The sequence below is a fragment of the Microcoleus sp. Pol7_B2 genome (genome assembly GCF_036701035.1).
In the GTDB taxonomy this organism is placed as follows: Bacteria; Cyanobacteriota; Cyanobacteriia; order Cyanobacteriales; family Microcoleaceae; genus Microcoleus.
The window spans coordinates 63896-89870 of sequence record NZ_JAUBQB010000005.1; the positions used below are offsets into that span (position 1 = coordinate 63896).

General features: G+C 45.4%; 26 protein-coding genes. 16 read left to right on the forward strand and 10 right to left on the reverse strand.

Features of this window, described 5'->3' with window-relative positions:
- Positions 1-203 precede the first annotated feature (203 nt).
- The 5 genes from QUA57_RS03430 (at position 204) to QUA57_RS03450 (ending at position 3964) form a co-directional block, all read left to right on the forward strand.
- A complete protein-coding gene (locus QUA57_RS03430) occupies positions 204-404 on the forward strand; it encodes a radical SAM protein (RefSeq protein WP_333059554.1) in 201 nt (66 codons plus the stop codon).
- A gap of 123 nt (positions 405-527) precedes the next feature.
- On the forward strand, positions 528-728 hold the full coding sequence (locus tag QUA57_RS03435; RefSeq protein WP_333039015.1) for a hypothetical protein: 201 nt from the start codon (positions 528-530) through the stop codon (positions 726-728).
- A gap of 597 nt (positions 729-1325) precedes the next feature.
- Positions 1326-1787, forward strand: a complete 462-nt coding sequence (locus QUA57_RS03440; RefSeq protein WP_333059552.1) for a hypothetical protein — start codon at positions 1326-1328, stop codon at positions 1785-1787.
- A gap of 205 nt (positions 1788-1992) precedes the next feature.
- The gene (locus tag QUA57_RS03445) at positions 1993-3432 is read left to right on the forward strand and encodes a hypothetical protein (RefSeq protein ID WP_333059551.1); all 1440 of its coding nucleotides are present in this window, start codon (positions 1993-1995) and stop codon (positions 3430-3432) included.
- Between the two features lie 73 nt (positions 3433-3505).
- Positions 3506-3964, forward strand: coding sequence for a DIP1984 family protein (locus tag QUA57_RS03450; protein WP_333059549.1), 459 nt, complete (start codon positions 3506-3508; stop codon positions 3962-3964).
- Positions 3965-4268: 304 nt separating this feature from the next.
- Here QUA57_RS03450 and QUA57_RS03455 read toward each other — a convergent pair whose 3' ends face one another.
- On the reverse strand, positions 4269-4523 hold the full coding sequence (locus QUA57_RS03455; protein ID WP_333059548.1) for a DUF433 domain-containing protein: 255 nt from the start codon (positions 4521-4523) through the stop codon (positions 4269-4271).
- Between the two features lie 419 nt (positions 4524-4942).
- Between QUA57_RS03455 and QUA57_RS03460 the strand changes: the two genes are divergently transcribed.
- On the forward strand, positions 4943-5284 hold the full coding sequence (locus QUA57_RS03460; protein WP_333059547.1) for a hypothetical protein: 342 nt from the start codon (positions 4943-4945) through the stop codon (positions 5282-5284).
- A 143-nt stretch (positions 5285-5427) separates the two neighbouring features.
- Here QUA57_RS03460 and QUA57_RS03465 read toward each other — a convergent pair whose 3' ends face one another.
- A complete protein-coding gene (locus QUA57_RS03465) occupies positions 5428-5820 on the reverse strand; it encodes a DUF4189 domain-containing protein (RefSeq protein ID WP_333059546.1) in 393 nt (130 codons plus the stop codon).
- A gap of 135 nt (positions 5821-5955) precedes the next feature.
- Here QUA57_RS03465 and QUA57_RS03470 point away from each other — a divergent pair, with 135 nt between their 5' ends.
- The 4 genes from QUA57_RS03470 to QUA57_RS03485 all read left to right on the forward strand — a co-directional run bounded on the left by QUA57_RS03470 (position 5956) and on the right by QUA57_RS03485 (position 8648).
- Complete coding sequence (locus QUA57_RS03470; protein ID WP_333059545.1) at positions 5956-6801, forward strand: hypothetical protein; 846 nt, start codon at positions 5956-5958, stop codon at positions 6799-6801.
- Positions 6802-6813: 12 nt separating this feature from the next.
- Positions 6814-7452 (forward strand): ThiF family adenylyltransferase, encoded by a 639-nt coding sequence (locus tag QUA57_RS03475; RefSeq protein ID WP_333059543.1) that lies wholly within the window; start codon positions 6814-6816, stop codon positions 7450-7452.
- 129 nt (positions 7453-7581) lie between these two features.
- Positions 7582-7938 (forward strand): peptidoglycan-binding domain-containing protein, encoded by a 357-nt coding sequence (locus QUA57_RS03480; protein ID WP_333059542.1) that lies wholly within the window; start codon positions 7582-7584, stop codon positions 7936-7938.
- 143 nt (positions 7939-8081) lie between these two features.
- Positions 8082-8648, forward strand: a complete 567-nt coding sequence (locus tag QUA57_RS03485) for a DUF924 family protein (protein ID WP_333059541.1) — start codon at positions 8082-8084, stop codon at positions 8646-8648.
- A 210-nt stretch (positions 8649-8858) separates the two neighbouring features.
- Here QUA57_RS03485 and QUA57_RS03490 read toward each other — a convergent pair whose 3' ends face one another.
- Both QUA57_RS03490 and QUA57_RS03495 read right to left on the reverse strand, forming a co-directional pair.
- A complete protein-coding gene (locus tag QUA57_RS03490; RefSeq protein ID WP_333059540.1) occupies positions 8859-10205 on the reverse strand; it encodes a sorbosone dehydrogenase family protein in 1347 nt (448 codons plus the stop codon).
- A 356-nt stretch (positions 10206-10561) separates the two neighbouring features.
- On the reverse strand, positions 10562-11062 hold the full coding sequence (locus QUA57_RS03495) for an autotransporter (protein WP_333039046.1): 501 nt from the start codon (positions 11060-11062) through the stop codon (positions 10562-10564).
- Positions 11063-11735: 673 nt separating this feature from the next.
- On the opposite strand from QUA57_RS03495, the gene QUA57_RS03500 reads away from it, so the two are divergent.
- A complete protein-coding gene (locus tag QUA57_RS03500; protein ID WP_333059539.1) occupies positions 11736-12371 on the forward strand; it encodes a L,D-transpeptidase in 636 nt (211 codons plus the stop codon).
- Between the two features lie 197 nt (positions 12372-12568).
- Here QUA57_RS03500 and QUA57_RS03505 read toward each other — a convergent pair whose 3' ends face one another.
- Positions 12569-14437 carry a tetratricopeptide repeat protein gene (locus QUA57_RS03505; protein ID WP_333059538.1) on the reverse strand — a complete coding sequence of 623 codons (1869 nt, stop codon included), beginning with the start codon at positions 14435-14437 and terminating at the stop codon, positions 12569-12571.
- A gap of 1360 nt (positions 14438-15797) precedes the next feature.
- Between QUA57_RS03505 and QUA57_RS03510 the strand changes: the two genes are divergently transcribed.
- Positions 15798-16721 carry a hypothetical protein gene (locus QUA57_RS03510; protein ID WP_333059537.1) on the forward strand — a complete coding sequence of 308 codons (924 nt, stop codon included), beginning with the start codon at positions 15798-15800 and terminating at the stop codon, positions 16719-16721.
- Positions 16722-16953: 232 nt separating this feature from the next.
- Here QUA57_RS03510 and QUA57_RS03515 read toward each other — a convergent pair whose 3' ends face one another.
- The 5 genes from QUA57_RS03515 to QUA57_RS03535 all read right to left on the reverse strand — a co-directional run bounded on the left by QUA57_RS03515 (position 16954) and on the right by QUA57_RS03535 (position 19236).
- On the reverse strand, positions 16954-17145 hold the full coding sequence (locus QUA57_RS03515) for a PAN domain-containing protein (protein ID WP_333059596.1): 192 nt from the start codon (positions 17143-17145) through the stop codon (positions 16954-16956).
- 160 nt (positions 17146-17305) lie between these two features.
- Complete coding sequence (locus QUA57_RS03520; RefSeq protein WP_333059536.1) at positions 17306-18172, reverse strand: HEAT repeat domain-containing protein; 867 nt, start codon at positions 18170-18172, stop codon at positions 17306-17308.
- A gap of 191 nt (positions 18173-18363) precedes the next feature.
- The gene (locus QUA57_RS03525) at positions 18364-18612 is read right to left on the reverse strand and encodes a type II toxin-antitoxin system MqsA family antitoxin (RefSeq protein ID WP_333059535.1); all 249 of its coding nucleotides are present in this window, start codon (positions 18610-18612) and stop codon (positions 18364-18366) included.
- 13 nt (positions 18613-18625) lie between these two features.
- Positions 18626-18976: a DUF5615 family PIN-like protein gene (locus tag QUA57_RS03530; protein WP_333059534.1), complete on the reverse strand. Its 351-nt coding sequence runs from the start codon at positions 18974-18976 to the stop codon at positions 18626-18628.
- Positions 18973-19236, reverse strand: coding sequence for a DUF433 domain-containing protein (locus QUA57_RS03535; RefSeq protein WP_333039059.1), 264 nt, complete (start codon positions 19234-19236; stop codon positions 18973-18975). The genes QUA57_RS03530 and QUA57_RS03535 overlap by 4 nt, the downstream gene beginning before the upstream one ends.
- Before the next feature lie 30 nt (positions 19237-19266).
- Here QUA57_RS03535 and QUA57_RS03540 point away from each other — a divergent pair, with 30 nt between their 5' ends.
- The 4 genes from QUA57_RS03540 to cobN all read left to right on the forward strand — a co-directional run bounded on the left by QUA57_RS03540 (position 19267) and on the right by cobN (position 25968).
- Positions 19267-20079: an ABC transporter ATP-binding protein gene (locus QUA57_RS03540; protein ID WP_333059533.1), complete on the forward strand. Its 813-nt coding sequence runs from the start codon at positions 19267-19269 to the stop codon at positions 20077-20079.
- Between the two features lie 281 nt (positions 20080-20360).
- Positions 20361-21098: an ABC transporter ATP-binding protein gene (locus tag QUA57_RS03545; protein ID WP_333059532.1), complete on the forward strand. Its 738-nt coding sequence runs from the start codon at positions 20361-20363 to the stop codon at positions 21096-21098.
- Complete coding sequence (locus QUA57_RS03550) at positions 21095-21955, forward strand: EamA family transporter (protein WP_333059531.1); 861 nt, start codon at positions 21095-21097, stop codon at positions 21953-21955. Before QUA57_RS03545 ends, QUA57_RS03550 begins: the two co-directional genes overlap by 4 nt.
- Positions 21956-22146: 191 nt before the next feature.
- Positions 22147-25968, forward strand: coding sequence for a cobaltochelatase subunit CobN (gene cobN / locus QUA57_RS03555; RefSeq protein ID WP_333059530.1), 3822 nt, complete (start codon positions 22147-22149; stop codon positions 25966-25968).
- The last annotated feature ends 7 nt before the right edge of the window (positions 25969-25975 follow it).

Sequence of the window (25975 nt, forward strand, 5' to 3'; positions counted from 1 at the left end):
CGCCCCTCGTGTAAGTTTTATCTAAAAAACTTTTGCTACCCCCTTGACACCTGTGTAGTATGTATGTAGTATACAAGTATGGAAAGCGCAGGACAAGCAAAAACCTGTATTTTTCGTGCAACTTCTGAACCTTGACAACTAAATATAGCTCACAATTTCAAGGAACATCAATTTGAAAGTCTTGCAAGACAGACTCGATTGTCATGTTGTTACTTTATACGAGACTGTTTGGTTACAAACTGACTCGAACCGAGTCAGATGTTGTACGAAATCAGTCTAGTTTTACTGAATTTCATGCGGATTCAGAACAGACAAGTTCGGTCAGATTTCAAGCACCAAAAAATGCTGAGGAAATCCGCACAATCCAACAAGCTTATCATTTAGAACGGCGCTTCTTTCAGTAAAGGTTATCAGATTTCGTGAATCTTTACCGATACTGGCAATTTGCTAAGTCTCACAAAAAGCCAAAGTCGAGAGCAGATAAGCTACCAATCCCAAATCCAAAATTGCTCTAGGAGGTATCGGTAATGGTTCACATTCGTTTTGAAGGACGTTCCTATGACTTGGCGGAAAACCAACTGGGTATCGCGGCAGGAATGAGCGACAAGGCTATTAAGGAACGTCTGGCAAAGCATTTTGATGTCAAGGGCGAGCGCTTCGAGTCTTACGTGCTCGATCGCCGTCCCAGCGGCGATTTAATTGTTCGCCCAGAAGCTGTTTACGGCTAGAAATTAACTTAAAGCAGGTATTAGGCAGCGCACCCCAACTAAAGAAGCTTACAAACTGGAAACGTTCAACTTAAAATCCAATTGTAGGTTCAATTCCTATCGGCCCCTAGGCTGAAAAAAAGCTTCTCTGACTTGTGCGCTGCCTTTTATAGCTGAATTTTTTATATCTTTCAGGCGCTTAAAAGTTCCACTTCGCGCCCCTACAAAGGAAGCTTACATACTAGCTCATTGGTAGAGCATTTCTCTTTAAAAGAAAAGGTCGCGGGTTCAACTCCTGCGTATGTGCCAACGGCTTTCTTAACTTGCGCGAAGTGAATTTTAATGCTATAAAGAGCAAAAATAATTGAGCAATTTAGAAGAATCACAAGTCAAAACTTTCTAGTTTAGAGATTAGAAAAATTTTGTTCCGCACCCTAACGAGTGAAGCGAATACACACATTCTAATCGATTTGTCGCAGGTTCAAATCCTGCCAGCCCCGTTTAAGGGGCTGTAGCTCAGGGGTAGAGCGATCGGACAGTCAAAACGCTTTGCTAACTTGTGCGGAACATCTCATATTTATAAATATTAGATATAAAAGTGGTGAGGATAATTAAATTATGAAAAATACAACTCTAATTTACCGATCGCCCTGCGAAATAGACAATCTGATTCACGCTTTCCAAGAATGCAGCCTGCCGCGAAGTCAATGGACTCACGAAGCGCATTTAACCGTTGCCCTTTGGTATCTGTTTTATGATTCGGAACAAGAAGCGATAAATGCGGTGCGGCATGGCATTAAACGTTACAACTCGGTTCAGGGAATTGAGACTACAAAAGATAGCGGATATCACGAAACCCTAACGCTGTTTTGGGTGCGAACTATTCGCCGGTATCTCGCCGATGAAAGCCGGAATCGATCGATGGTAAATCTTGCTAACGGTTTGATTGCAAAATATGCCGATCGCACTTTACCTTTTACCTACTACACGCGCGATCGGTTGATGTCTTCGGAAGCTCGAATTAACTGGGTTGAACCCGATTTGAGATCCCTTGAACTAGAAACAGTTTCCCTCAAATAATTTTCAATAGCAGTTTTTGCCGCGCCCTCATCGCGAGAGCTTACATACAGACCCTATTAGGTTTAGCCATAGGTTTACTAAAAAAAGCTCCCCAAACTTGCGCGGTGATTTTTAAATTTTACTCGCTAGCGTGCAACAACTGCCAACCGCCGATTTGGAATACTTCTCAAGTCCAAAATCCAAAATCAATAGGAAGGTAAAAACAATGAATATGAATACAGCAGAACGCGATTTGCGTTTGGAAATGCTCAACAGTCTGCTCACCACTCCTCACCGTGTATTAGAAAAAGTAGCAGAAATTCACAAGTTAATTATCGAATTAGACCCCATTTTTTACGGTCATTTAGCAGTGTGGTATCAACGCCACGGCGACGTGCGCGATCACAAGGAAGTTTTTGCCGGAAATTTGCTGACTTCGGCGCTGACGGAACACCGAGATGCCGGGTTTATGATGCTGCAAGAGTTCCCTCCCTACGAGGTTTCGCGGATTGTGGACTTTATGAAGCGGCATCAGAATAAGGTGCCCCGCAGCGCGCGCACTGCTGTCACTCGCTATCTGAAATCGCGGGAAAAGAATGCACAGTTTTTCGATCGCGCTGCCCTCCGCAACCGCAAGGCGATGAAGCATTTGTACGCAACGCTGCACGTCAAGCCGAGCGATCGCGCTAACGCTATTCTCTTCAAAGACAATCCGCCGGAAGACTCTCTGGCATTCGTTTTGAAGCAGTTGGCCAAGGCGGCGACACCTGCGGAACAGGCGAATTTGATTGTTGAGTACAAGATTCCGTATACGATCGCAGTTGGTGCAATCAGACAGCTAACGCCAACGGTTTTAGCGGCGCTGATTAACTCGATGTCGCCGCAGGAAGTTATCAACAATTTGAAATCGATGCAGTCGCGGGGCGCGATGGATCACCCGGAAGTCAAGCAGTTGATTGACTCGAAGCTGGATGAAGCGGCAAAGTGCGATCGGGTTTCTGCTTACAAAGCGAGTGTTGCGGGTGCGGGCGCGAACTTCGACGCAGCAACGGCGGCGAAGCTGGAAGCGGTTACAAACGAACAGGTGAAGAAGCGCGGCAAGATTGCGAAAGCAACCGGTTTGTTGATTGACAAGTCTGGTTCAATGGAAAGTGCGATCGAAGTCGGCAAGCGTCTCGCTGCTTTGATTTCCGGCATTTCCGAGGCTGCACTGTTCGTTTATGCCTTTGACACGATGCCGTATCCAGTGCAAGCAAACGGCAGCGAATTGACAGACTGGGAACGCGCTTTCAAGCACATTCGCGCTGGCGGCGGCACAAGTTGCGGTTGCGCGGTGGAAGCAATGCGAATTAAAAAGCAGGTTGTCGAGCAATTCATTATCGTAACAGATGAAGGCGAAAACACTGCACCTTATTTTGCAGATGCTTATCAGAATTACTGCCGCAGTTTAGGGGTAATTCCTGATGTTGTGATTGTGCGAGTTGGTTCTTGGTGCGAATATGTCGAGAAGCAATTAAAGGGCAAACAAGTATCGGTGGAAACCTTTACGTTTGCGGGTGATTATTACTCCTTGCCGAATTTAGTGCCGATGTTGAGCCGTCCTTCCCGACTAGAATTGTTGATGGAAATTCTGGATACGTTGCTGCCTGTGAGGGATGACAAGTAAATTGTAGGGTGCGCCGTAGCGCACCCTACTTATAATATAGCTACAATTAGCACGGAGCTGAAGGACACACACTATGAAACTAGCTGAAGCTTTAATTTTAAGAGCTGACTGTCAAAAAAGAATGGAACAACTGCGCTCCCGATTGACAAAAAGTGCTAAAGTACAGGAAGGAGAAGAACCTCCAGAAAATCCCCAAGCACTGATTAGCGAAGTAGATGCAGGGGTGCAAGAACTGGAAGACTTAATTAAGAAAATTAACAAGACTAATTCGCTGACAACTCTGGAAGATGGAGTGACTTTATCGGATGCTTTAGCCAAGAGAGATGTTCTCGCCCTCAAGCGCGGCATCTACAAGTCTTTAGTTGACGAAACCGCTGTTAGGCAAGACCGCTATACTCGATCGGAAGTCAAATTTTTCAGTACGATCAACGTTGGTGAAGTGCAAACGCAAATGGATCGAATGTCTAGACAGTATCGGGAGTTAGATACTAAAATACAGGAAGCAAACTGGAATACTGAACTTATCGATTGAGCAAATTGGTAGCCAATGCCATAGAAGCGAGCACAACCCCCCAACAGGATTAAGTTGGGACCAGCCTGTTAAGCTGCTGTCATGAGGGGTCATGCTAAAACCTCACAAATTAAGCCCAGTATTGTTACAAGGGTACAGGGCATTGTTAAAGTTACTACCGCGTGCTGGTCTATTGATATTGGTGAGGGTGGGTTAGGGGTTTCTTGCTCAATTGTAAAAAATATTTGGAATTCCAGAAGGTTCTGAGGCTGTAAAAATTTCGATTTTTTTCATCCTCAACCGAAAGCGTTTTCCCTATTTTAAATTATTCTCTAGTTTCAGCGATAATTGCTTGTAATTCTGGATTAGCGATGGATGACACTAACTGGGAATCCGCACCAGCCAAAGCAGCGCGCAACTTTTCCGCAGTGAGTGCAGGATATTTCTCTAACACCTGCTGTTGAGTCCATCCCGCAGCAAAGAGCCCCAGCAAAAATTCTACAGACAATCGATTTTCTGGCGCTGCTGGTTGACTTGTTGAAGCTTTCGGGTTTGGATGAATGAGCTTTCGCCAGTCCATTGTTTTACTTAAACGATTTGGGAAGATTCCGCCGATTATACTGCATTTGGGCACAGTAGAAACACGGGTCTCGTTGACTGATTGTGTAACATGATACGGCAGGTAATACCATTTTAGATTTTAGATTGGGAATCACTGATGCCAATCAGGGTTTGGAGTTTGGCGACAGTGGCATTTTTTTTTGAGCGGGTGTCATTTCCCCATTTTGCGATTAAATTGTTATTACGATCGCAGTACAGCGCTTTCTTATAGACTAGAGTGATGGGGTAGCAACGGGGCGATCTACCTTTTTGCTTCAGTCCGTTTCTATACCAAACTGCGATTGCGCTAAATCTCAACCCACTGTGCAACGAACTGTGCAACGAACTGTGCAGCGAACTGTGCAACCCACAATACAACTACTTTAACTTCTTAAAACTATGGGAAAAAAGTCGAAAGCCAAAAAATCCCAGCTCAAAAAATCCAGTTTGCTCTGCCAGCGGCTCCAAGAAGCTGTCGATCGAGGCAGTAAAGTTTGGATTAAAACAAATAATAGTAGTTTCGGCGGCATCCCGACTAATTTGTTCGGGGAGTTTGTGGAACTTTTGGTGATAGTTCCCCCTAACGAACAGGCGGAACATATCGATGCTTACGGGCAAGTTACGTGGCTGATTCGACTCTCTGATATTATTGCACTTGCTTACCCTACTGAATATTGGTCTAAAGATAGATTAGAAAGTTTGCTGCCACCAGATGCAGTTACCTCCGAAGTAGGAGATTAACTGCGTCGAGTGTGCATTGCGTACCCTAATTTTAGCTGAGTTGTATTTGGTATGGTGTGCATTGCACACCATACATTTACTATTTTTTAAGCTGTTTTAGCAGCCAACATATACACCTCTTCCACCGATTTTTATCAGTTTAATTAGTTGTTGCAAGCTGAAAGCTGTACTTTACAACTGCCGCCCTCTAGTTCGCTGCAACCTGCGAGAGCTTGAGCTTCTGCTGCTTCTTTATCGTCGCCCCAGCCCGCACCAGCTCCTCCTTTGCCTACTGCGATCGCTCCACAATTATTGCTATTAGATGTCAGCGCTTCGCAATCGTTCGCACCTCCGCTTTGTTCATTGCAGACGGCTACTGCTGCGTTTAGTGCTTCTTTCTCCGTCGCATGATCCCAACTAATACCAGTGGCGTCAGAAGTCGGAGAATAAGCAGTAGCTCCATAGGTGTCCTGAGCTTTAGCTACCTGGACTGAGCCAAAAAGAGGAAGTGTCAAAGCTGTGACTACAACCCACTTAGAAAAAAGCTTTTGCAGCATATTTACTTAAGATATTTACAAGGTTAAGTTGCGAGGTTCGCTCAATATTAGATTAGGATATTAATTACTGTCAATAGTGTTGAGTAATCTTTATGTTTTCTTAAACAAAAAGTGTTTTCGGTAACAAAAAGTAAGATGACGGAGGTCAATTCAGTGGCAGATATCCGCAAAATCCTCAGCCAACTCGCTGCCCAAGAAGCGCACCTACTTGATACCCAATTCCTGGCTCCTTGCGTACCCGGGGGAAGCGTGCGGACACGAATTAGCTCAATGGTTTATACTTTTCAACCGCAGCCACGCAACTTTGAAGGATGGGCTATTTTTGGGCCAGTTAATGAGAAAATTGCTGCGGTGATTGAGGAGCCGAGTTGGCCACAAATAGCCGAGTATTTGCAACTGCTCGTACCCGTTCGCTTGCAGTTGGCTTGCGTGCTGCAAGGGCAAACTTGGCTGGCTTATCCTGTTAACGAATCTGATGCTAAACAGCGCACTGGTCTTGCCAAACCAGTACCAGTTCATTTAGTAACTGAAGGTTCGCAGTTTGAGCCAATCGTTGCGCGCTGGGACGGTCATTGTTTGTGGTTTGAAGAGATTGACAGACGCGCCGATCCGCTGCCCTCTGAGGAATTGAAAGCAGCTTTGAAAAAGTTGATTTTGCCTCAAGAAGTTCGCTTTAAAGGGATGACACCGGAAATGCGAACAGTTTATGAGTTGGTGTCCCGAAATATTAAAGGTTTCGATCCGAAAGTGCGGGAAGAAAAGCGCTTGCAGGGGGCTTTGAAAATGGGCGGCGGTGAATTGCGAGATTTTTTAGATCGCGAAAATTATTGGCTGGTTGAATGGACTAGCGGAACGGGAGAACACCACACTTCTGCGATCGCAAAAAATGACTTGACAGTTATGAGTGCGGGGATTTGTCTCAGCGGATTGGACAAAGACTTCGACTTGCATTCATTGGTTGGAGTGGTCGAAAATCGCTAATTCTTGATTACCATGAGCATATTTTTTCACGAACAACTTTACAGAAGTGCCGGAGTGATGTCGCAGATCAAAAATTTCCCGGTAACGGTGTGCGGGGCGGGCGCTTTGGGTGCGAATATTACAGAAAGTCTGGCGCGATCGGGCTTTTGTCAGTTAAAAGTCATCGATCGCGATCGCATTGAGGAACGCAACCTTTCCACTCAACCCTATTATCGATCGGACATCGGCGCATTCAAAGCCAAAATTCTCGCCAACAACCTCTACCGCGCTTTGGGAGTCAGCATTGACGCGCACTCAAAAGAATTGACGCCCGCAAATGCCGATCGACTGCTTGCCAACAGCGCCACAGTCATCGATACTTTTGATAACAGTGTCGAGCGGCAAGCAGTCAAGGATTACTGTGCGAGTGCCTCCCTTCCATGCGTGCACGTCGGATTAGCTACCGATTACTCCGAAATAATTTGGAACGAACACTATCGGGTTCCTTCAGCGGCGAATGATGACGTTTGCGATTACCCGCTGGCGCGAAACTTGGTAATCCTGACAGTTGCAGTTGCCTGCGAAGTTATTGTTACCTTTGCTGCTACCAAAGAGCAACAAAATTTAACTTGCACGATCGGAGATTTTGCAGTAAAGCCACTTATATTGTAGAATGTCGGTTGACTGTTGCCAGAAACCTGGTCAATCAAGATTGGATGCCCCCATCCTATAAACCCGGTTTCTCACCCTCAAACAATCGTCCAACTTGCAAAAAACGCTTGAAAAATTAACAGGGAAAGTATGGCCGGATCGCAGACTTTTTATTATTTACTAGCAATTCTCGCACTATTAGTTTTGACGGGTACAAGTAGAGCAAACTATGCAGCGGGCTCCGCAGTTTGCTACACTGATGATTGCCATCGACCAGCAGTGAGACACCATAAAAGGATTTTAAAATGCGGCTCGAAAGGGCACGATGTGAAGAAACTGCAAAAGTTGTTGAACGCGCGGGGCTTGTCCCCACACCCGATCGTAATTGATGGCGTGTTCGGTCCGACAACCGAAGCTGCAGTGAAAAGATTTCAGCGGCAAGCTCATATTCCTGTAGACGGAGTGGTGGGAGGCAAAACTTGGGACAGACTGTTTGCTAGTTCCTAACTTTAAGCACTGCACAACAAAGGTTCCTAAATCATTATTTCTAATCATTAATCGCTGTGGTTGGTAGTTGCACAGATAGCACGTTTTGTGCAACTACAGACACAGAAGCTTTAATCAACAATCAATCGCATACTAGATTGCTAATGAATGAAGTTTTAGATTTTTGGTTTGGTCGATCGCACTCTCCAGAGTTTGGCAAAGCCCAAAAGAAATGGTTTGAAAAAGATGCGGATTTTGATGCAGAAGTGCGATCGCGCTTTCTCCCAAAATACGAATTAGCCGCCTCCGGTAAACTCGACTCATGGCAAGATTCCCCCGAAAACTGCCTAGCATTAATAATACTGCTCGATCAATTTCCGCGTAATATGTTTCGGGGAACGCCCCAAGCATTCGCCACAGACAGCAAAGCTTTAGCCACCGCCGAATACGCTGTTAATCATAACTTCGATCGCGAATTGCTGACTGTACAAAAATTATTTGTTTATCTGCCTTTTCAACACAGCGAAAACTTAGAAAACCAGCAAAAATCTGTCGAACTATTTAGCCAACTCAGCGGCGAACCTGACAGTGATTCATTCATTGAATACGCGATGCAGCATTTGGAAATAATCGAGCGTTTTGGGAGATTTCCTCACCGCAATGAAATTCTCGGACGCGAAACAACCCCCGAAGAAGCCGAGTTTCTGAGACAACCCGGTTCTGGATTTTAAAGCGCGATCGCAAAATCTCGATCGTTCTGATATATTCGAGGTTGTAGAGGCGGTTTGAGCGCGCAATCAGAAGCAACAGCAGGCAATCTGTCTACAAAACCCGCCCCCACCCAGTGACTCTCAAATTAAATAGTGAAATTATAAAAGAAGATCCATTGTTGATTCAACAAAAAGTAGACGCTGGTGAAGAATTTATTAATCCCCCCATCGTCACCCGCGATACTGCACCCGATAAATCCGGTTATTCGCTTCCTCAGTAAACAGCAAACTCCCGTCAGGTAAAACCAGCAAACCAACCGGCCTCCCCCAAGTTTTCGGGCCAGACGGATCTGTCAGAAAACCAGTCAGAAAATCCTCATAATAACCTTGAGGGCGTCCGTTCGCCGCATTAAAAGGTACAAACACGATTTTATAACCAGTTCCAGCGTTCCGATTCCAACTGCCGCGAAACGCCACAAACGCCCCGTTCAGGAATCTTTTGGGAAACGTTTTGCCGTCGTAAAACTGAAGCCCCAAAGCGGCCGAGTGCGCCTGAAACAGCACGTCCGGCGTTAATGTTTTAGACACTAAATCAGGTCGATCGCTATTGCCATTTCTGGAGTGGCGCGGGTCGAGCAAATTCGGCTTAAAATAAGCGTAAGGCCAGCCGTAAAACTCGCCTTGACGAATCCTTGTCAAGTAATCCGGCACCAAATCATCTCCCAAACCGTCGCGTTCGTTGACCGTCGTGTAGAGTTGATTGGTTTTTGGGTGAAAATCCAATCCCACCGGATTTCGCAAACCGGAAGCGAAAATTTGCTGGTTCTTGCCGTCCAAATTCATCACTTGAACAGAAGCCCTTGGCAGCGGCTCGACATCGGCATTAGATTGCGATCCAACTGATACGAAGAGCTTGCTATTGTCGGGAGAAACGACAACATTTCGCGTCCAGTGTTGGTTGTAGCCGCCGCCCGGTAAATCGGCAATTTTTTGACCAGTACCTGTCAATTGTTCCTGCCCTTTTGTGTAGGGAAATCGGCGGACTTCAGCAGTATTTCCGAGGAAAAAATAGCGATCGGCAAAAGCCATGCCAAAAGGAATATTTAACCCGTTTTGGGTACTTGCAAAAGTTTTGCGAACCTCAGCAACCCCGTCGCGGTTGGCATCTCGCAACAGCGTAATCCGATTCTGCCGGGTTTCTGTTACCAAAACATCGCCTGTCGGCGTCAAAGCCAGCCATCGCGGAGCGTCTAAATTGTCAGCAAAAACGTTGACGACAAAGCCAGGAGGGACTTGCAGCACTGGCGATGCGGGAATCGGTACTACTTGAGGAGGTTTTGAGGCGCTATCGCTGGCTCCTGGCCGCGGCAAAGTAGTTGCAACAATACGGATTGGCTGCGGCGAAAGCGGTTTGGTCGGTACAATTTGATTTGTCCCAACATTTGCCAGCGGTGCACGGGAGGGAATTTGCGACAGGGGGCCGTTGTCGCCCACAGCAGGGGCGATCGCATCTGTAGCTCGATCGCACGCAATCATCGGCAACAGCAGAATTAGCAGCAAGAAACGCAGGTAATACATAGCAGCGGTTTCTCCACAATTGCTGGACAATTCTATTATTCTAACTGCTATTAAATAGCTAAGCCACCGCCGGCGCGGTGACTTAATTCCATTTACTGATACCAGTTGCAAAAAAGAATCCAACTGTAGGCCGGTGCTCCAAAGTTTGAGCTCGATCAGTCAATCGATTTTAGGTTTTAGATTTTAGATTTTAGATTGAAGAAAGCGACCCCACTGATAACTCCGAGGGCTTGCGATCCGGATTCGAGCTTTTTTCTCGCTCCGCGAATGAATCACGGGGCTTGTGACCACATTGCTTTTGGTCATTCGCAATTCTCTAATCGAAAATCGAAAATCTAAAATGGTATAACCTAGCTCTACCAAAGTCCTCTCACAGGAGCCGGACGGGGAGCAGGAGCCGGAATCGGACGGGGAGCCGGAACCGGAGCAGGAGCCGGAGCCGGACGAGGAGCCGGACGCGGTGGCGGTTCTGGAGCCGGACGCGGTGCCGGTGCTGGGGTTGCGGGACGAGCAACCGTTGTGGCTACCACTTTATAATCGGGGATCACCGCGATATTTTGTATCTGAGATCCGGCGACGGTGGCTCTGACTTTCATTCCCGGTACTAGACCAATAATTCTCAGGACGCATCTTTGAACCCTGAGAGTCCTGTACGGCGCGCTTTCTTCGCGAATAGTTACTACATCGCCGACAATACTTTTGACAAAACCGACAATGGTTCTAGCGTTTGCTGTTGTGGTGGTTTGCGTTTGGGCTATTTGAGTTGCAGGGTTAGCCATCGCAGGATGTACTGAGACCGCCGAAATTACCACCGACAGTGTTGCACCTGTCAATAATTTGATGTTCTGAAGACGCATTGAAACCTCACATTAACTGCTATTCAGGGTCGGGTTTGCTTCCGCTGCGCGAAAGTCCCAACCTCTATACCTAATCCAGTTTAATCCCCAGAGTAGGAAATTTATGACAATCTCAAAAAAAGATTATCGAACAAGTATTGAAAGACTAAATTTTACATCATAAGTTCCCGATTAACAACAAGTTCAGCGGTTTGCATCTCTAGAGTGTTGCCGTGATATATTGAGTTTATTCGATCGACCGTAGCAGTTTTTTTCCGCCAACCTAACTGTTGCTGGGGCCAACTCTACCCAAAGACAGATTGTGCTTGCCGGATACAGCAGCGCCATAGTTTGAATACTCGATCCCCAGTCGGTCATGGCTAAAAAATCAAATTAGTCGGAGGTATAATTTAATCATTTTCTGGCAATATTTACGCATAAACCGGGTTTTATCACGACATTCTCTTGCGTAAGTCCACTGAGCCGCTTATAAAAACATTGTTTTTTTCGTACTATTATTGCCTAAGCTTTGTGTTGAGTTACAAATTATCAGTGGTGGAATTTCAACTAAAAACTGTGCAGCGCAGTTGCCGTCAGAAAGGCATCTCAAAATTTTTATGATCGGGTGCGGTTGGCGGATAATTAGATAGGAACTTTGTAGGAACTGCTGGTGAGGAGTTTAGCGAACAAAACAATGGTCAAGAGCAAATTTTTGTTTGACAAGTTAATTGTACTGAGCTTGAGTGCAGCGGCGCTGTCGGTCGGGCTACAGCAGCAGGCGACTGCCGAAGTGGTGGCTAATTCAAGTAATAGTGCGATCGCGGCGCAGCGGCCCGCATCCGAGACAAAATTGCCGAATCTCGGAACCCCAGAACTGCCGCCCCTGGGAGAACCATTTCGTTATATTCCCCAGGAACCAAAGCCTGCGGTAAATCCTATTGAGGAAGTGCGTTTAGTCCTGAAATTGCGAGAACGCCGCGTCTATGTTTACCGACAAAATAAGGTGCAAGCCAGTTTCCCGGTTGCTGTGGGAAAAGGCGGGTGGGAAACTCCTACAGGCAATTTTAAAGTTATGCAAATGATCAAAGATCCTGTTTGGCAAAATCCTTGGACGGGAGAACTAATTCCTGCTGGGCCAGACAATCCATTAGGGAGTAGGTGGATGGGGTTTTGGACGGATGGCAAGAATGTGATTGGTTTTCACGGTACTCCGAATCCAGAGTCGATCGGGGGGGCGGCTTCTCACGGCTGCGTCAGAATGTTTGATAAAGACGCACAGGCTTTATTTGAGAAAGTCGCAGTTGGCACACCGGTGATAGTTGAGCATTAATTATTTCGAGGTTGGGGTGCATAAAAACACATGAACAGGCTTTCCCGCCTGTTCCACAAAGACCTTAAATTTGGTTGTGGGGTGGGCAGGAGATCCCGCCCATGAAAGACTTATTGATAATGCAGCTATTGGGTGAGTTAAAACTTACATTTTGCACCCCTCTCAGCAACAGGCTTGCCGGCCTGTTCCACAAAGAGTTAAATAGATTGCTGATATTTTTCCAGCAACTCCGGGATGTAATCGTAGCCATCAACACCGATCGCCGGAATGATATTCGCTCGACTTTTAGCCAAAGATAGTTTAAAAGATTCCGCCCCCATTTGACCCCGCAAAATAGTCAACAAACCAGCCGATTGACGCCACTCCATCGCACCAATTTGCTCCAAAGTATACATCCCCAAACTGCCCGCAAATATCGCTTTTTCTAGTGAGTTGATTCTGTAATAAGCTTGAGCCAGGTAAGCCAAATTCAGACCTTGCAAATATAAATCCCCTGAGAATTGAGCCGCTTGCCAACCTTTGAGCAAATATTCGATCGCAGCTTCAGCATTTTCCAGGGCGATTTTAGCGATACCGAGACTGCTGGAACAAAAAGCTTGACTTTGGCGATCGCCCAATTTTTCCGATAGCAACAAACCTTGTTCCAAATAACCGATCGCACTCTCGTAAACCTCCGGTTCCACCTCCTCCAACTGCCGCGCTTGAAACACTTCACTGTAACCCAAATTAGCCAGAGCATTTGCCTCGCCTTGTCGCTCTCCGGCTTGTCGTGCCATAATTAAAGCCCGCTGGCTGTAATTAATCGCTTCCTGATAATTTTTTTGAGCAACATAGTTGCGGCTGATGTGATTGAGATTGGCAACTTCGCAAGCTTTGTCTCCTTCGGTACGGGCAATTTCCAGCGCTTGCTTGTGCAGCAAGAGCGATCGCTCATAGGCCCCAGCCGCCTGCATCGAATAACCCAAAAGCGTCAGAATCCGAGCTTTTGCTTGAGTGCCTTCAACTCGCCGCAGCGGTTCGTCTAAATAATCCAAAGTATGCCGCAGGGCTTTACCATCAAACGAAGCAAAAATTCCCCCGTAAAGGGGAAAGTATTCTCGCTGAGAAAAAGCGCGCAAAATTTGCAAAGTTACTTGAAAACAAGCATTTGCCAACTGCTCGCCGCTCTTGGTAGAATTATTAAACCCACTAGCTAGCTGACTCCAAATTACCGCAAAAGTAATGTAAGTAGAAATTGAAGCTTTTGTTGACACTTTGGAATCGTAAACTTGCTTATCAAACCATGTTGCCAACGCCCGCTGCAAGCACTGCAAAATAATCGCCGCTTCCACCAAGATGCCTAAATCTAAACTCGATTGTTGGGCTGCGAATTGAACTACAGATTCACCGAGCGCAATAGTATTCAAAAGAGCCTGGGGAAAGGGACTGTTAACTTTTTTTGCCCAAAAAGCCCAAGGCCCATTTTGTTCGGGACTACCGGCAAATCCTAGCTGCTGCGGCTGATAAATCCAGCCCACGAGTTCCGGTTCCAACCGCTGCCAAGATTCTAAACCTTTAGCGATGCCGGCGGTGATTTGCTGCAAATCTTGTTCGGTTTCGGGATTGGCAGTTTGCAGCATTTGTTGGTGCAGAGATTTTGCCAATTGCTGCAATTGAGCAAGAGTCAGCGGATGTTCTTTATTCGGATCGATTACTTGCAATAATGCCAGGAGACGGGCGTTAGATTCGGCAGTAACGATTTGTTGGATTGAGGATGCAATTGCGCGATCGACGCGGTTATCTTTCTGCCAGCGTTCCCATTCTCCTTGGATGGTTTTGAGAACTCGGAGGGTGCGATTTGCCTTTGCTTGTTTGATTTCGTCTTTTTCATTTCTGACTTGATTTTCGGCGGCATCAAGGCGTTCGCCGAAACAGCGTTCAAAGATTTCGCCAGTACCCGTACTAATGTCTTGCACCAGCATTTGATAAACTTGTTCTTTGGAGCGAATTTGACCTTTGAGGGTGATTTCGACAATTTTGTCGATTAGGGCTAGGTAGCGATCGCGCAATGAGGTAGATTCAGGCATAAGTTATTTTTAGTTAATAAATTTTTATGGACAGCGCTTGCAGCTTGCACCATTTCATGCTGCTACTTAATTTTACAGCTCATCTGGATTAATGCCCATTGCTCGCAGTTGATCGGCTAATGGATTTGCCCGCTGCCTTTCCAATTGAGCTCGCTGTCTTGGAAATGCTTCTGCAGTCCGAGCTAAATTGCCATTAACATCATACTAGCGCAGCCACAACCTCTGATGTTCCAAGAAAGAACCTTACCACAAACCAAAACTCAACTTTATTTCCAGTATCCAGAATCGAACACCTGTTAACACTTGTTCGCGGTAAAGGTTGCCAACTCAGCGAAATACTCTCAATTAGTTGTTGTATTTGCTAAAAACCAAGTAATAACGAATCTTCAAAATTATCTCGTAAATCTGCCACTTAGTCTGCGGTTTGTTTGGTTCCGATTCTGTCAGCCCCAAATCTGCATCTTCCCTACCTAGTAACAGAAATTAGATGGCGATTAAAGGAGTTACGGCTTCGTCCCCAATGGCGTAACTTTGGCGCAAGTCTCTGTCTCGGCAAACTCTCAAAACATGGACAACTAAATACCAATCGGGTCTTTTGTACCAATTGGGAGGATTGGAGTCGTAGTAGAGATTTATATCGCTGACAGAGAATACGCGATCGGCTAGATAATTAGGGAGAAAGCAACTATATCAAAAATTTTGTGATTGCCAAGGTGATATTCGTCAGGCAAGCCTGGGAGATTCGAGCCTTCACTTGGTAGAGCGTACATCGTCAGCAGCACTTTTGTTTGCGTTGGGCGAATCTGTTATGTACATTGTTATACAATTATCCCTGCGAGATGTTAAGGAGATTCAGGCGGTATGGTAATTCTTACCATTATAACGCGATGTGATTTGTCGTGGCAGAACGTCGCTATCCTTTGCACCGGAAATTTTTGCTAAATAACGATGCTCGCCCACACCTTTTCTTAATAAATATTCTCATTTTGCTCTGACGGTCGGTTTGAGATTTTTTTGGAGAGCCATAACGTATTTTAGTATGTAATGCAGGTAACATTTTTAAGTGCAATCGCTCAATTTTTTGAGTTTGATGCTGCGCCGAATTCTAGCGACCAAAAAAGATGACGACTGGGAATAACAACAGGTTGACATAGATGAGGTATTTGTAGTATGGTAGGTGGGATCATTTATTGCACATCTGCCACCCAATATCTGCGACACAATTAGTTGTGGCTCTGCCGACTTTTTTGTGAGTACAGAAGCCGTTTTCGGTCAACGCTTAGACGGCTACACCAAAACTCAATTAAGACTCTGTTAGTATATTTACTGTTTACATCTACTGATTTTGAGGTAACAAACAATGAAAGACTTAATAATGGGTTATGCAACCAACTGCAAATTCGATGATTTCTACAGGTTCGTTGTATCCACTCGTCAGCATTGTGATCCAGAAAAAGTTGATATTGTTGTGTTTATTAATGCTTTAGGAGATGAGTTTGCAAAGGTAGCTCTAGAAAAAAATATCACCCTTATACCAATTGAAAATGTGTGGAAGTGGGTTACTAGCTCAAAGCTCCTAAATCTCATCTATCACGCAAAGATGGTGGGACTGCAAGCTTTAATTCGACTAAGTTCAGGGTCTAACCGTACCTACTTAGAGGAGGATTATAGGAGTACGGTTGCCAATTGGATTCATCCACTAGCAGGTCGGTGGATTACTTACCATACATTCCTTAAGGTTAACTCCAGTTATCGAATGGTTATGACTTCAGATGTGCGTGATGTTGTTTTCCAAGCTTCTCCCTTCGATGACTTAGACTCTAGTAAGCTTCACGTTTTTGAAGAAGCAGGTATTTATTTTGGGCCGCCCACTCCAGAAAATGTAGATAGTGAATGGGTGAATGCTGTTTATGGAAAAACAACTCTTGAAAAACTGTTGGGAAAACCTATACTCTGTGCAGGGACAGTATTAGGAGGAAACCATCTCATGATGCAATTAATTGAATTAATGGTGGTGGAGGCTGAACGCCATCGTCGTAAGCCTCTAGATCAAGCAATGTTTAATAAGGTGATTAACTATGAATTTCCCAGTAACCAAACGGTCAAACATAATTTGAAGAGTGGTGCCGTCCTCACACTGTGTGGAGATCATGAGAAATGTTGGGATATTCAGGATGACAAAGTGATGGTTGACGATCGCCTTGTTCCTGTTATACATATGTACGATCGCGATTCTCGGACTAAGGAATTATTTCTCAGCAAGATTCCAAGTCCGCAGAAGTAACCTGTAACCGGATTTGCTTAGGAATTATGTAACTGGCTTACCTTAATCGGACTCTGCGATTTTCTCACGTCTGGCTTTAAACCCCGTGAACGGTTACATCCGTGGTGTTCTAGTCGATGAAAGTCTGTAATCGCTTCGGAATTTGAGTTAAACTTCTCCCTAGGGGGAAGTTTAGCTTAAAAAGGGAAACGTTAAGAACATTCCGCTTCCGTTTTTCTTTAACGCCTTGGTTTTACACTAGAAATCTGCATTCTCTCCGACTTGGCGACGGCACACCATTCTTGAAATAACACCGATCGCGATCGCCCTCCACTCCCGGCATCACAAAAGTAAAAGCCTGACATTGTTCATCAAACACACGGATTTGTTTGCAAAGATCCGGGTCTGGTTGGCTAATGTACATATTCCTATAATCAGCGCCGATTCTGTCAGAATTTCACTCTAAATTCCACCTTGTCAACAGCCACTAGCTGCGGCACAACAGTTTTAGCCTTTGCACGGATTTTATTCAAAGCAGAGGCTGCACTACTACGCACATTTAGATTGGAGTCTTTCAGCAAGACAATTAGCTGCAGCAGTGCAGTTTAAGCTTTTGCACGGATTTTATTCAAAGCAGAGGCTGTACTACTACGCACATTTGGATTGGAGTCTTTCAGCAAGACAATTAGCTGCGGCAGTGCAGTTTTAGCTTCTGCACCGAAACTTCCCAAAGCATTGGCTGCACTACTACGCACAGTTACATCTGAGTCTTGAAGCAGGGAAATTAGCTGTGGCACAGCAGTTTTAGCTTCTGCACGCATCCTTGCCAAAGCATAGTCTGCACGGCTACGCACCTTTGCATCGGAGTCTTTCAGCAACAGAATTAGCTGCGGCACAGCAATTTTAGCTTCTGCACCCATCCTTCCCAAAGCATTGGCTGCACGGCTACGCACAGTTGGATCGGAGTCTTTCAGCAACAGAATTATGTGTGGCACAGCAGTTTTAGCTTCTGCACCCATCCTTCCCAAAGCATAGTCAGCACGGCTACGCACAGTTGCATCGGAGTCTTTCAGCAAGAGAATTACCTGCGGCAGTGCAGTTTTAGCTTCTGTACCAACCGACACATCTGAGTCTTTCAAGATTTTGACAAAGGCAGGAATAGCAGGAAGAGCAATTTGTCTTAGAACCTCAGCAGCACTCTGGGGGACTGACAAATTCTTATCCTGCAAAGCTTCCATCCAATCAGGGATGGCTGCTTCACCTATTTTTCGTAACAGCTTAATAGCTGGATCAAGTGCCGTTTCATCGTTACTCTTTAACTTCTCGGTGAGGGAGGCAATCTGTTTGGGATTAGCTGTGGGTTCGTCCCCAATTCCAGCCGCAGCATTGCGAGTCAACAGCAAAGGGGATGTGAAAGATAGAAACGAGAGGGCAATTACGGCAACTAATCTTTGTCGGTAGTGCTTCGTCATGGGCCAGAATCCTTGTATTTGATGAGCCGTCTCAGCCATTTGAATAATTGTGTATACATTCTCATCAAACTGTTTCAGGACTCCGGGCGATCTAAATTTGTGCTTGTCTGTGGTGAAATCGATCGCCCTAAATACTGCTTAAAAAGCGCCACTTTAAGAAGATTCTGGTTCTTTCCTTGAAAAACCCTTCTTTACGTGTAACTCTTGCTGGGAATTTGAATATACGAATCCGGCATTTCATTCTGCTGGTGAATCGCAAAGAAACGGCGCTCAATTTCTTTAAGAACTGCTGCATCATAATAAATCATGCCACAATCAACACAAATCTCTACAGGCGTGTTAGGAACTAGCAAGTATTTACCTTGATGGCTGTAAAGGTAATTGATTCTACGTTCCTCATAGCGGTTGCTACCGCAGGTATTGCATCGAATTTCTCGCATGGGTTTATCCTCATTATCCCGGATTTCGGATTCTCAATCGACCTAATTCCGCAGTGATAATAGCACCTGACTGGAGTTCTTGTCCGTGAAGTGCGATCGCCTGCAAGCAAACTTCTGCTTGCTGTCTCGCCGCTAGATTAACTAAACGGATAATCCCGCAGTGAGGTACGCCTCGGACTATTGCAAGTTCGCCAAAATCTTTGTCTAAGGTTACTAGAATACGACCCTCATTATATGCACGAGAAAGAATCTCTTCGTCGCCCGGATCTTCTGGCAAATCTCCCGTCCATATTGCATCATGTCCCGCGATTTCGAGTTGTTGGCGGGAGCCGCCCCAAACACAAGTATCCAAAAGAATTTTCATTTGCCAGCTTCGGCCAAGAGAGGTTCGATACGCTCGTGACTAACCAGTCGGTGAGCATAAACTAGACAAGCCTGAATATCTTCTCTTTCTAGCCAGGGATAGCCTTCTAGAATCGTTTCAGGAGTGTCGCCTGCAGCTAACATTCCTAGAATATGCTCAACTGCAAGACGGCGACCCCGAATAATGGGTTTTCCGTTAAATATCTTGGGATTTACTGTGATTCGTTCTAAGAGTTTTTGAGCATCCATAATTTGAGGCATAATTAGATAATCACTATTTTATCATATTTGATGATTTCCGCACCCCTTACCCTCTCAACAAGCAATCCGGTTTTAGCAGCCAAAGGATTAACTCGTCGTTTTGGTGGTTTAATTGCTGTAAACAACGTATCTTTTACAGTTGAACAACACGAAATCTTTGGATTAATCGGCCCTAACGGCGCGGGCAAAACCACTCTATTTAATCTAATGACTGGACTGATACCTGCTTCTAGCGGCAACCTGATTTATCAAAATGAAAATATTTCCCAATTGAAGCCTTATCAAATTGCTAATAAAGGTATTGCCAGAACTTTTCAAAATATCCGGTTGTTTGGGGAACTTTCTGCCCTAGAAAATGTCGCGATCGCCCGACACATCCACAGTCGATCGGGCAATCCAGTTTTATCGGTGCTGGCGGGGATTTTCGGCTTGCCAGCATCTAACGCAATGGAACGCAAAACCCAGCGTAAAGCCTTAGAATTGTTGGATTTAGTCGGATTGGGCGATCGCGCGAGCGAACAAGCCAAAAACTTGGCCTACGGCGACCAGAGGCGCTTAGAAATTGCCCGCGCTTTAGCCTTAGAACCGCAAATACTTTTGTTAGATGAACCTGCAGCAGGGATGAATCCCAGTGAAAAGCACAAATTAAGCGAATTTATCCGAGAAGTACGCCAACAATTCAATTTAACTGTAATATTGATCGAGCATCATGTACCGCTAGTTATGGGGTTGTGCGATCGAATTGCCGTCTTGCATTTCGGTCAGCTTATTGCTTTGGGAGAACCTGCTGTTGTGAGGAATGATCCGGCGGTGATTGAGGCTTATTTGGGAGATGAAACGTAGAACTTGTAAATGTTTCCCCGGCTCTGGCGGGGAAGCGACATCTACAGGCTCGGCCTCGTTTGGTAACAGGAAAAATCGAGGCCGAGCCTCTGGTTCTGCGTTACCAGACAGAGCGGGAGAACGAGTAAGATTAATAGTTATTGTTAAATGTATCTCCCAGCCCTATTAAGAGGACTTCAGCTATGAAGCCGGAGTTGAAACCTCTGGCGGACTCGCGAACTAACCGACTAGCGAACTGCGGGAAAAGAGAGAAAATTTTATCAACAATCAAGTCACACAAAATGCAACACAGCTCACCCAAAACCACCCAAAACATCCTCTTAGAACTCAAAAATGTTTCTGTAAGTTATGGGGGAATTCAAGCCATACAAAATATTAATCTCACGATTAATGCAGGCGAGGTTGTCAGTCTCATCGGTGCCAACGGTGCGGGCAAAAGTACCACACTCAGGGCTATTTCTAAAATAGTTAATATACAGCAGGGACAAATTATTTATAACGGGCGCGACATTAGCCGCCGTCAAGCTCACGAAGTTGTGAAACTGGGAATCGCCCACAGTCCAGAAGGGAGGCGCGTTTTGGCGCAGCAAACGGTGTTGAGTAACTTGGAATTGGGGGCCTATATTCGATCGGACTCGGCGGCTGTAAAAGCCGATTTAGAGCGCCAATTTGAGGTATTTCCGCGCCTAGCAGAAAGGCGCCGCCAGCTAGCAGGAACTCTCAGCGGCGGGGAACAGCAAATGCTGGCGATCGCCCGTGCTCTGATGTCGCGCCCGAAACTGCTATTATTAGACGAACCCAGTTTAGGCTTAGCACCCGCGATCGTCAAAGAAATTTTTGCAATTATTCAAAACCTCCGCTCTACAGGCGTTACAATTCTCTTAGTCGAACAAAACGCCAGTTTAGCACTGCAAATTGCCGATCGGGGTTACGTGCTAGAAGCTGGTAATATTACTCTCACAGGTATTGGAGCGGATTTGCTAAACGACGAGCGAGTCAGGAGCGCATATTTAGGTTGACTTGGTTAATTTTTGGAATTTTGAGCGCTTTCTTTGAAGCCGTCAAAGACGTTTTTGGCAAACAAAACCTCAAAAAAAGTGACGAATATGTCGTCGCTTGGTCTTTCTCATTTTTTTCAGTCATCTTTTTGATTCCCTGGGTACTTTATACAGGAATTCCGGCATTAAACTCTCAATTTTGGCTCGCCCTCTTAATCGGAGGTAGCATCAACGCTGTCACAGCCCTCCTCTACATCAAAGCCATCAAAGTATCAGATTTATCCCTGACACTACCGATGGTAGCTTTGACACCTTTATTTATGTTGGTAACTTCACCGTTAATTGTCGGTGAATATCCCAAATTATTTGATTATATTGGCATTTTACTAATCGTAGCAGGCTCTTATTTATTAAATATCAAAGAGAAATCTAAAGGATATTTAGCCCCATTCAAAGCACTGCTGGATGAACCCGGGCCAAAATTGATGTTAATCGTTGCATTACTATGGAGTATTGCCGCAAATTGTGACAAAATAGGAGTTACCAATTCCTACCCTATTTTTTGGGTATTTTCTTTGTTTGGTACAATGAGTGTTTTGCTACTGCCAGTTTTATTGCACAAAACCCCAAATCCAGGGCGACAAATTCTCAAACAATTACCAATGCTGGCTGCTATGGGGTTTATCAATGCTACTGGAATAATTTTTCAAATGCAAGCTTTGACATTAACTTTCGTAGTGCGAGTGATCGCGATTAAGCGTACTAGCGTGTTAATGGGTGTATTGTTCGGTCATTTCATTTTTAAGGAAAAAGATATTCAAGAAAGATTACTAGGGGCCGGAATCATGATTTTGGGAGTTTTATTTATCAGTTTATAGGTTGAGGTTTCCCGGACTTTGACGCTCATTCTCCCCCCGAATGTAGGGGCGGTGCCCCGTGCCCGCCCTCTCTCGGTTCAGCGGGAATGTCCGGGTTGGGAAACACGCCCTAGCCTTTATTTATGTATAAGTCATGTTATAGTAAAGGCGATCGCACTTCCTCTCACTATTTATTAACATAAAAAAAATTAATGCACAAAATAGCCGCCACACCCGGAGGTTGGAACCCTCAAGCAGAAGGAGTAATTTTTATTCAGCAAACCCCAGCACCAATAGTATTTATTAGTGCTGCTGACACCGACATTCAAACTATCGCAGCCGCCGCATCCAAAATGCCGGCAAAATTTCCCAAAGTGCGGGCAGTAAACCTGCTTCAGTTGCAGCAACAACTAACAATTGATACTTATGCCGAGGAAGTTTTAGAACGCGCAGAGGTGATAATCTTAAGACTGTTAGGAGGGCGTTCTTATTGGTCTTACGGGTTAGAAATTCTGCGGGAAACTGTGCAGAAAACTAAGGCATCACTGATTGTAATGCCGGGAGAAGATAGTCCCGATCCAGATTTAATCAGCCATTCAAATGTATCGCTATCAGCAGTCAATAAACTGTGGCGCTACTTTACAGAAGGCGGAGTCCAAAACTTTGTTAATGCACTCCTATTTGCAGCCGATACTTGCCTGAAAACTGCTTACCATCCACCGCTACCTCAAACAGTTTCCCGCGTCGGAATTTACGATTGGAAAAAGCAAATTGAATCGTCCCCAACTTGCGGACACGGGGACATTACTTCTACATCTAAAGTCGGAATTTTATTTTATCGCGCTCATTATTTATCAGGAAACTTAGCACCAGTTGATGCACTTTGTCAAGCTCTAGCAGAGCGAAACTTAGTACCGATCCCCGTCTTTGTGTCTTCTCTGCGGGAACCAGATTTGCAAATAGAATTGCTGGAATATTTCCAGCCAAAAGAATCAGAACCAATTCAATTATTGCTCAACACCACAAGTTTTGCAGTCTCCGGTTTTAGCAGTCAAGAACCGGAACAAAACAGCTTAAAATCCTTAGACGTTCCCGTATTGCAAGCAATCTTCAGCGGTGGCGGTTTGGAACAGTGGGAAACGGAACTTCAGGGACTTTCGCCCCGGGATGTGGCGATGAATGTAGCATTGCCGGAAGTAGACGGAAAAATCATTACTAGGGCTGTTTCTTTTAAAGCGGTACAGACTTGGAACAGCGAATTAGAAACAGATGTAGTAGGCTATGCAGCAGCGGGCGATCGCATTCAATTTGTAGCAGATTTAACCGCGAATTGGGTGAAAATGAAACAAACCCCAGCCGCCAACAGACGCATCGCCATAATTCTGGCAAATTACCCCACTCGCAACGCCCGCTTAGCCAACGGTGTCGGCTTAGATACGCCCGCTAGCTGTGTCGAAATCCTCAAAGCTATGCAGGAAGCTGGGTATCAAATTGAAAACCTACCCGCTAGCGGCAACGAGTTAATTGAACTCCTGACTTCTGGTGTGACAAATGACCCGGAAGGACGCGAATTACGGCCTGTTCAGCAATCTTTGGATTTGGCAGAATATGAAGAATATTTTGCTACTTTGCCGCAGGAAGTGCAAGATGGGATCTGTAAAAGATGGGGGCTTCCGGGAAGCTATGCACAAGATTTTATAAGTAACAATACGTCTTTTCCGATTCCGGGGATTCAGTTCGGTAATGTATTTGTAGGAATTCAACCATCGCGGGGATACGAACTTGACCCCGCGTTAAATTATCACGCACCGGATTTAGAACCAACTCACAATTATCTAGCTTACTATTACTGGCTGCGAGAAAAGTTTGGAATTGACGCTATAATTCATGCCGGAAAACACGGCAATTTAGAATGGCTTCCCGGTAAAAGTATAGCATTGTCTAAAAAATGTTATCCAGAAGTAGCATTAGGCGCGATGCCGAATTTTTATCCCTTCATTGTCAACGATCCGGGGGAAGGTTCCCAAGCAAAAAGACGATCGCAAGCCGTGATAATCGACCACCTGACACCGCCGATGACTCGCGCCGAACTCTACGGGCCTTTGCAGCAGTTGGAAACCTTAATCGACGAATATTGCGAAGCCCAAAGTTTAGATCCGTCTCGATTGCCCATGATTCGCGATCGCATTCTCGCCCTCACCAACAAAGAAAACTTAGATAAAGACTTAGGAATACAACTAAATAAATCGGAATTTACAGAATTTATCACCCGCACAGACGGCTATCTTTGCGAACTCAAAGAATCCCAAATTCGCGACGGATTGCACATTTTCGGTCAGTGTCCCGAAGGTAGACAGTTGAGAGATTTGATAATTGCGATCGCCCGCCATCCCACCAACGGGCGATCGGGCTTAACCCGCGCCCTAGCAGAAGACTCAGGCTACGATTTCGACCCCTTAACCTGCGATCCAACCTCGATAATTCAGCACCGCACAGCAGGCCATTTAACAGCAGAACTCGAAGAAAAAGCCGCTGACTTAGTAGATAATTTAATCGAAAACATCCGCATTAATCCGCGTTCATCTGCGGTTATAAGTTCCCAAACAGGAGAAGCAACCAAACACGAATTAGACTGGATAAATAACTATCTTTTACCTTCACTGCTCCAAACAAACCAAGAAATTACCAACCTTTTGCGCGGACTAGATGGGCGGCACATACCAAGCGGCGCATCGGGCGCGCCCACTCGCGGCAGACCCGATGTATTGCCCACCGGTCGGAATTTTTACTCAGTAGATATCCGCGCCATTCCCACAGAAACTGCCTGGAGAGTTGGCAGAGTGGCCGCCGAAACTTTAATCGAAAGATACACCCAAGAAAACGGCGAATATCCGAAAACTTTGGGTTTGTCAGTGTGGGGAACATCCACCATGCGGACGGGGGGAGACGACATAGCCGAAGCCTTGGCGCTAATAGGAGTTCAACCAGTTTGGGATGGCCCTTCGCGCCGGGTTGTAGATTTTGAGATCTTGCCAGTTTCTGTTTTGGGACGGCCGCGCGTTGATGTTACTTTGCGAATTTCTGGCTTTTTCCGCGATGCTTTTTTTAATTTAATTGATTTGTTTGACAGTGCGGTAAAAGCTGTGGCAAATTTAGACGAATCGGCAGAAAACAACCCTTTAGCCGCACAAGTTAAGGAAGAGATTCAGTATTGGGAATCTACAGGTTTGAGTCAGGAAGAGGCCCAAGGGCGATCGCAATTTCGAGTCTTTGGCTCAAAACCGGGTGCTTACGGCGCAGGACTTCAAGGCATAATAGAAGCTCAAAACTGGACAAACGACAGCGATTTAGCAAAAGCTTACATTAATTGGAGCAGTTACGCCTATACCTCCTCTAGTTCCTCAAATTTGCCGGGAGATGTAGCAGGAGTTAAACAGAGTGAATGGGGATGTTCTGCACCCGAAGCATTTGAACAACGCCTCGGCCAAATGCAAATAGTTCTGCAAAACCAAGACAACCGCGAACACGACATCCTAGACTCCGACGATTATTATCAATTCCAAGGCGGAATGACTGCCGCAATTCGCAATTTGCAAGGCAAAAATCCTGAAACCTATTTCGGAGATAATTCGATTCCTGAAAATCCGAAAGTGCGGCAACTGCGGGAGGAAATTGCGCGGGTTTATCGCAGTAGGGCTGTGAATCCCAAATGGATAGAAGGTGCAATGCGGCACGGTTATAAAGGTGCTTTTGAAATTGCAGCAACTGTTGATTTTTTGTTTGCTTACGATGCTACGGCAAATTGTGTAGAGGATTTTATGTATGAAGGAATCGCAGAGGCTTACATTTTTGATGAGAAAGTGCAGACATTTATTCAAGAAAACAATCCTTGGGCACTGCGAGATATGGCGGAAAGATTGCTAGAAGCTCGTCAGCGGGGGTTGTGGCAGAGTGCGAACCAGGATACACTGGATAAATTGAGGTCGATCGCCCTGCAAGCCGAAGCAGTCATCGAATCCCATACTGGTTTTTAGTGTGAAC

What these genes read in the sequence shown, in the direction of transcription:
- QUA57_RS03430 (WP_333059554.1), top strand. Translation starts at nt 204, where the DNA reads ATGTTGTTACTTTATACGAGACTGTTTGGTTACAAACTGACTCGAACC.
- QUA57_RS03435 (WP_333039015.1), top strand. Translation starts at nt 528, where the DNA reads ATGGTTCACATTCGTTTTGAAGGACGTTCCTATGACTTGGCGGAAAAC.
- QUA57_RS03440 (WP_333059552.1), top strand. Translation starts at nt 1,326, where the DNA reads ATGAAAAATACAACTCTAATTTACCGATCGCCCTGCGAAATAGACAAT.
- QUA57_RS03445 (WP_333059551.1), top strand. Translation starts at nt 1,993, where the DNA reads ATGAATATGAATACAGCAGAACGCGATTTGCGTTTGGAAATGCTCAAC.
- QUA57_RS03450 (WP_333059549.1), top strand. Translation starts at nt 3,506, where the DNA reads ATGAAACTAGCTGAAGCTTTAATTTTAAGAGCTGACTGTCAAAAAAGA.
- QUA57_RS03455 (WP_333059548.1), bottom strand. Translation starts at nt 4,523, where the DNA reads ATGGACTGGCGAAAGCTCATTCATCCAAACCCGAAAGCTTCAACAAGT.
- QUA57_RS03460 (WP_333059547.1), top strand. Translation starts at nt 4,943, where the DNA reads ATGGGAAAAAAGTCGAAAGCCAAAAAATCCCAGCTCAAAAAATCCAGT.
- QUA57_RS03465 (WP_333059546.1), bottom strand. Translation starts at nt 5,820, where the DNA reads ATGCTGCAAAAGCTTTTTTCTAAGTGGGTTGTAGTCACAGCTTTGACA.
- QUA57_RS03470 (WP_333059545.1), top strand. Translation starts at nt 5,956, where the DNA reads ATGACGGAGGTCAATTCAGTGGCAGATATCCGCAAAATCCTCAGCCAA.
- QUA57_RS03475 (WP_333059543.1), top strand. Translation starts at nt 6,814, where the DNA reads ATGAGCATATTTTTTCACGAACAACTTTACAGAAGTGCCGGAGTGATG.
- QUA57_RS03480 (WP_333059542.1), top strand. Translation starts at nt 7,582, where the DNA reads ATGGCCGGATCGCAGACTTTTTATTATTTACTAGCAATTCTCGCACTA.
- QUA57_RS03485 (WP_333059541.1), top strand. Translation starts at nt 8,082, where the DNA reads ATGAATGAAGTTTTAGATTTTTGGTTTGGTCGATCGCACTCTCCAGAG.
- QUA57_RS03490 (WP_333059540.1), bottom strand. Translation starts at nt 10,205, where the DNA reads ATGTATTACCTGCGTTTCTTGCTGCTAATTCTGCTGTTGCCGATGATT.
- QUA57_RS03495 (WP_333039046.1), bottom strand. Translation starts at nt 11,062, where the DNA reads ATGCGTCTTCAGAACATCAAATTATTGACAGGTGCAACACTGTCGGTG.
- QUA57_RS03500 (WP_333059539.1), top strand. Translation starts at nt 11,736, where the DNA reads ATGGTCAAGAGCAAATTTTTGTTTGACAAGTTAATTGTACTGAGCTTG.
- QUA57_RS03505 (WP_333059538.1), bottom strand. Translation starts at nt 14,437, where the DNA reads ATGCCTGAATCTACCTCATTGCGCGATCGCTACCTAGCCCTAATCGAC.
- QUA57_RS03510 (WP_333059537.1), top strand. Translation starts at nt 15,798, where the DNA reads ATGAAAGACTTAATAATGGGTTATGCAACCAACTGCAAATTCGATGAT.
- QUA57_RS03520 (WP_333059536.1), bottom strand. Translation starts at nt 18,172, where the DNA reads ATGACGAAGCACTACCGACAAAGATTAGTTGCCGTAATTGCCCTCTCG.
- QUA57_RS03525 (WP_333059535.1), bottom strand. Translation starts at nt 18,612, where the DNA reads ATGCGAGAAATTCGATGCAATACCTGCGGTAGCAACCGCTATGAGGAA.
- QUA57_RS03530 (WP_333059534.1), bottom strand. Translation starts at nt 18,976, where the DNA reads ATGAAAATTCTTTTGGATACTTGTGTTTGGGGCGGCTCCCGCCAACAA.
- QUA57_RS03535 (WP_333039059.1), bottom strand. Translation starts at nt 19,236, where the DNA reads ATGCCTCAAATTATGGATGCTCAAAAACTCTTAGAACGAATCACAGTA.
- QUA57_RS03540 (WP_333059533.1), top strand. Translation starts at nt 19,267, where the DNA reads ATGATTTCCGCACCCCTTACCCTCTCAACAAGCAATCCGGTTTTAGCA.
- QUA57_RS03545 (WP_333059532.1), top strand. Translation starts at nt 20,361, where the DNA reads ATGCAACACAGCTCACCCAAAACCACCCAAAACATCCTCTTAGAACTC.
- cobN (WP_333059530.1), top strand. Translation starts at nt 22,147, where the DNA reads ATGCACAAAATAGCCGCCACACCCGGAGGTTGGAACCCTCAAGCAGAA.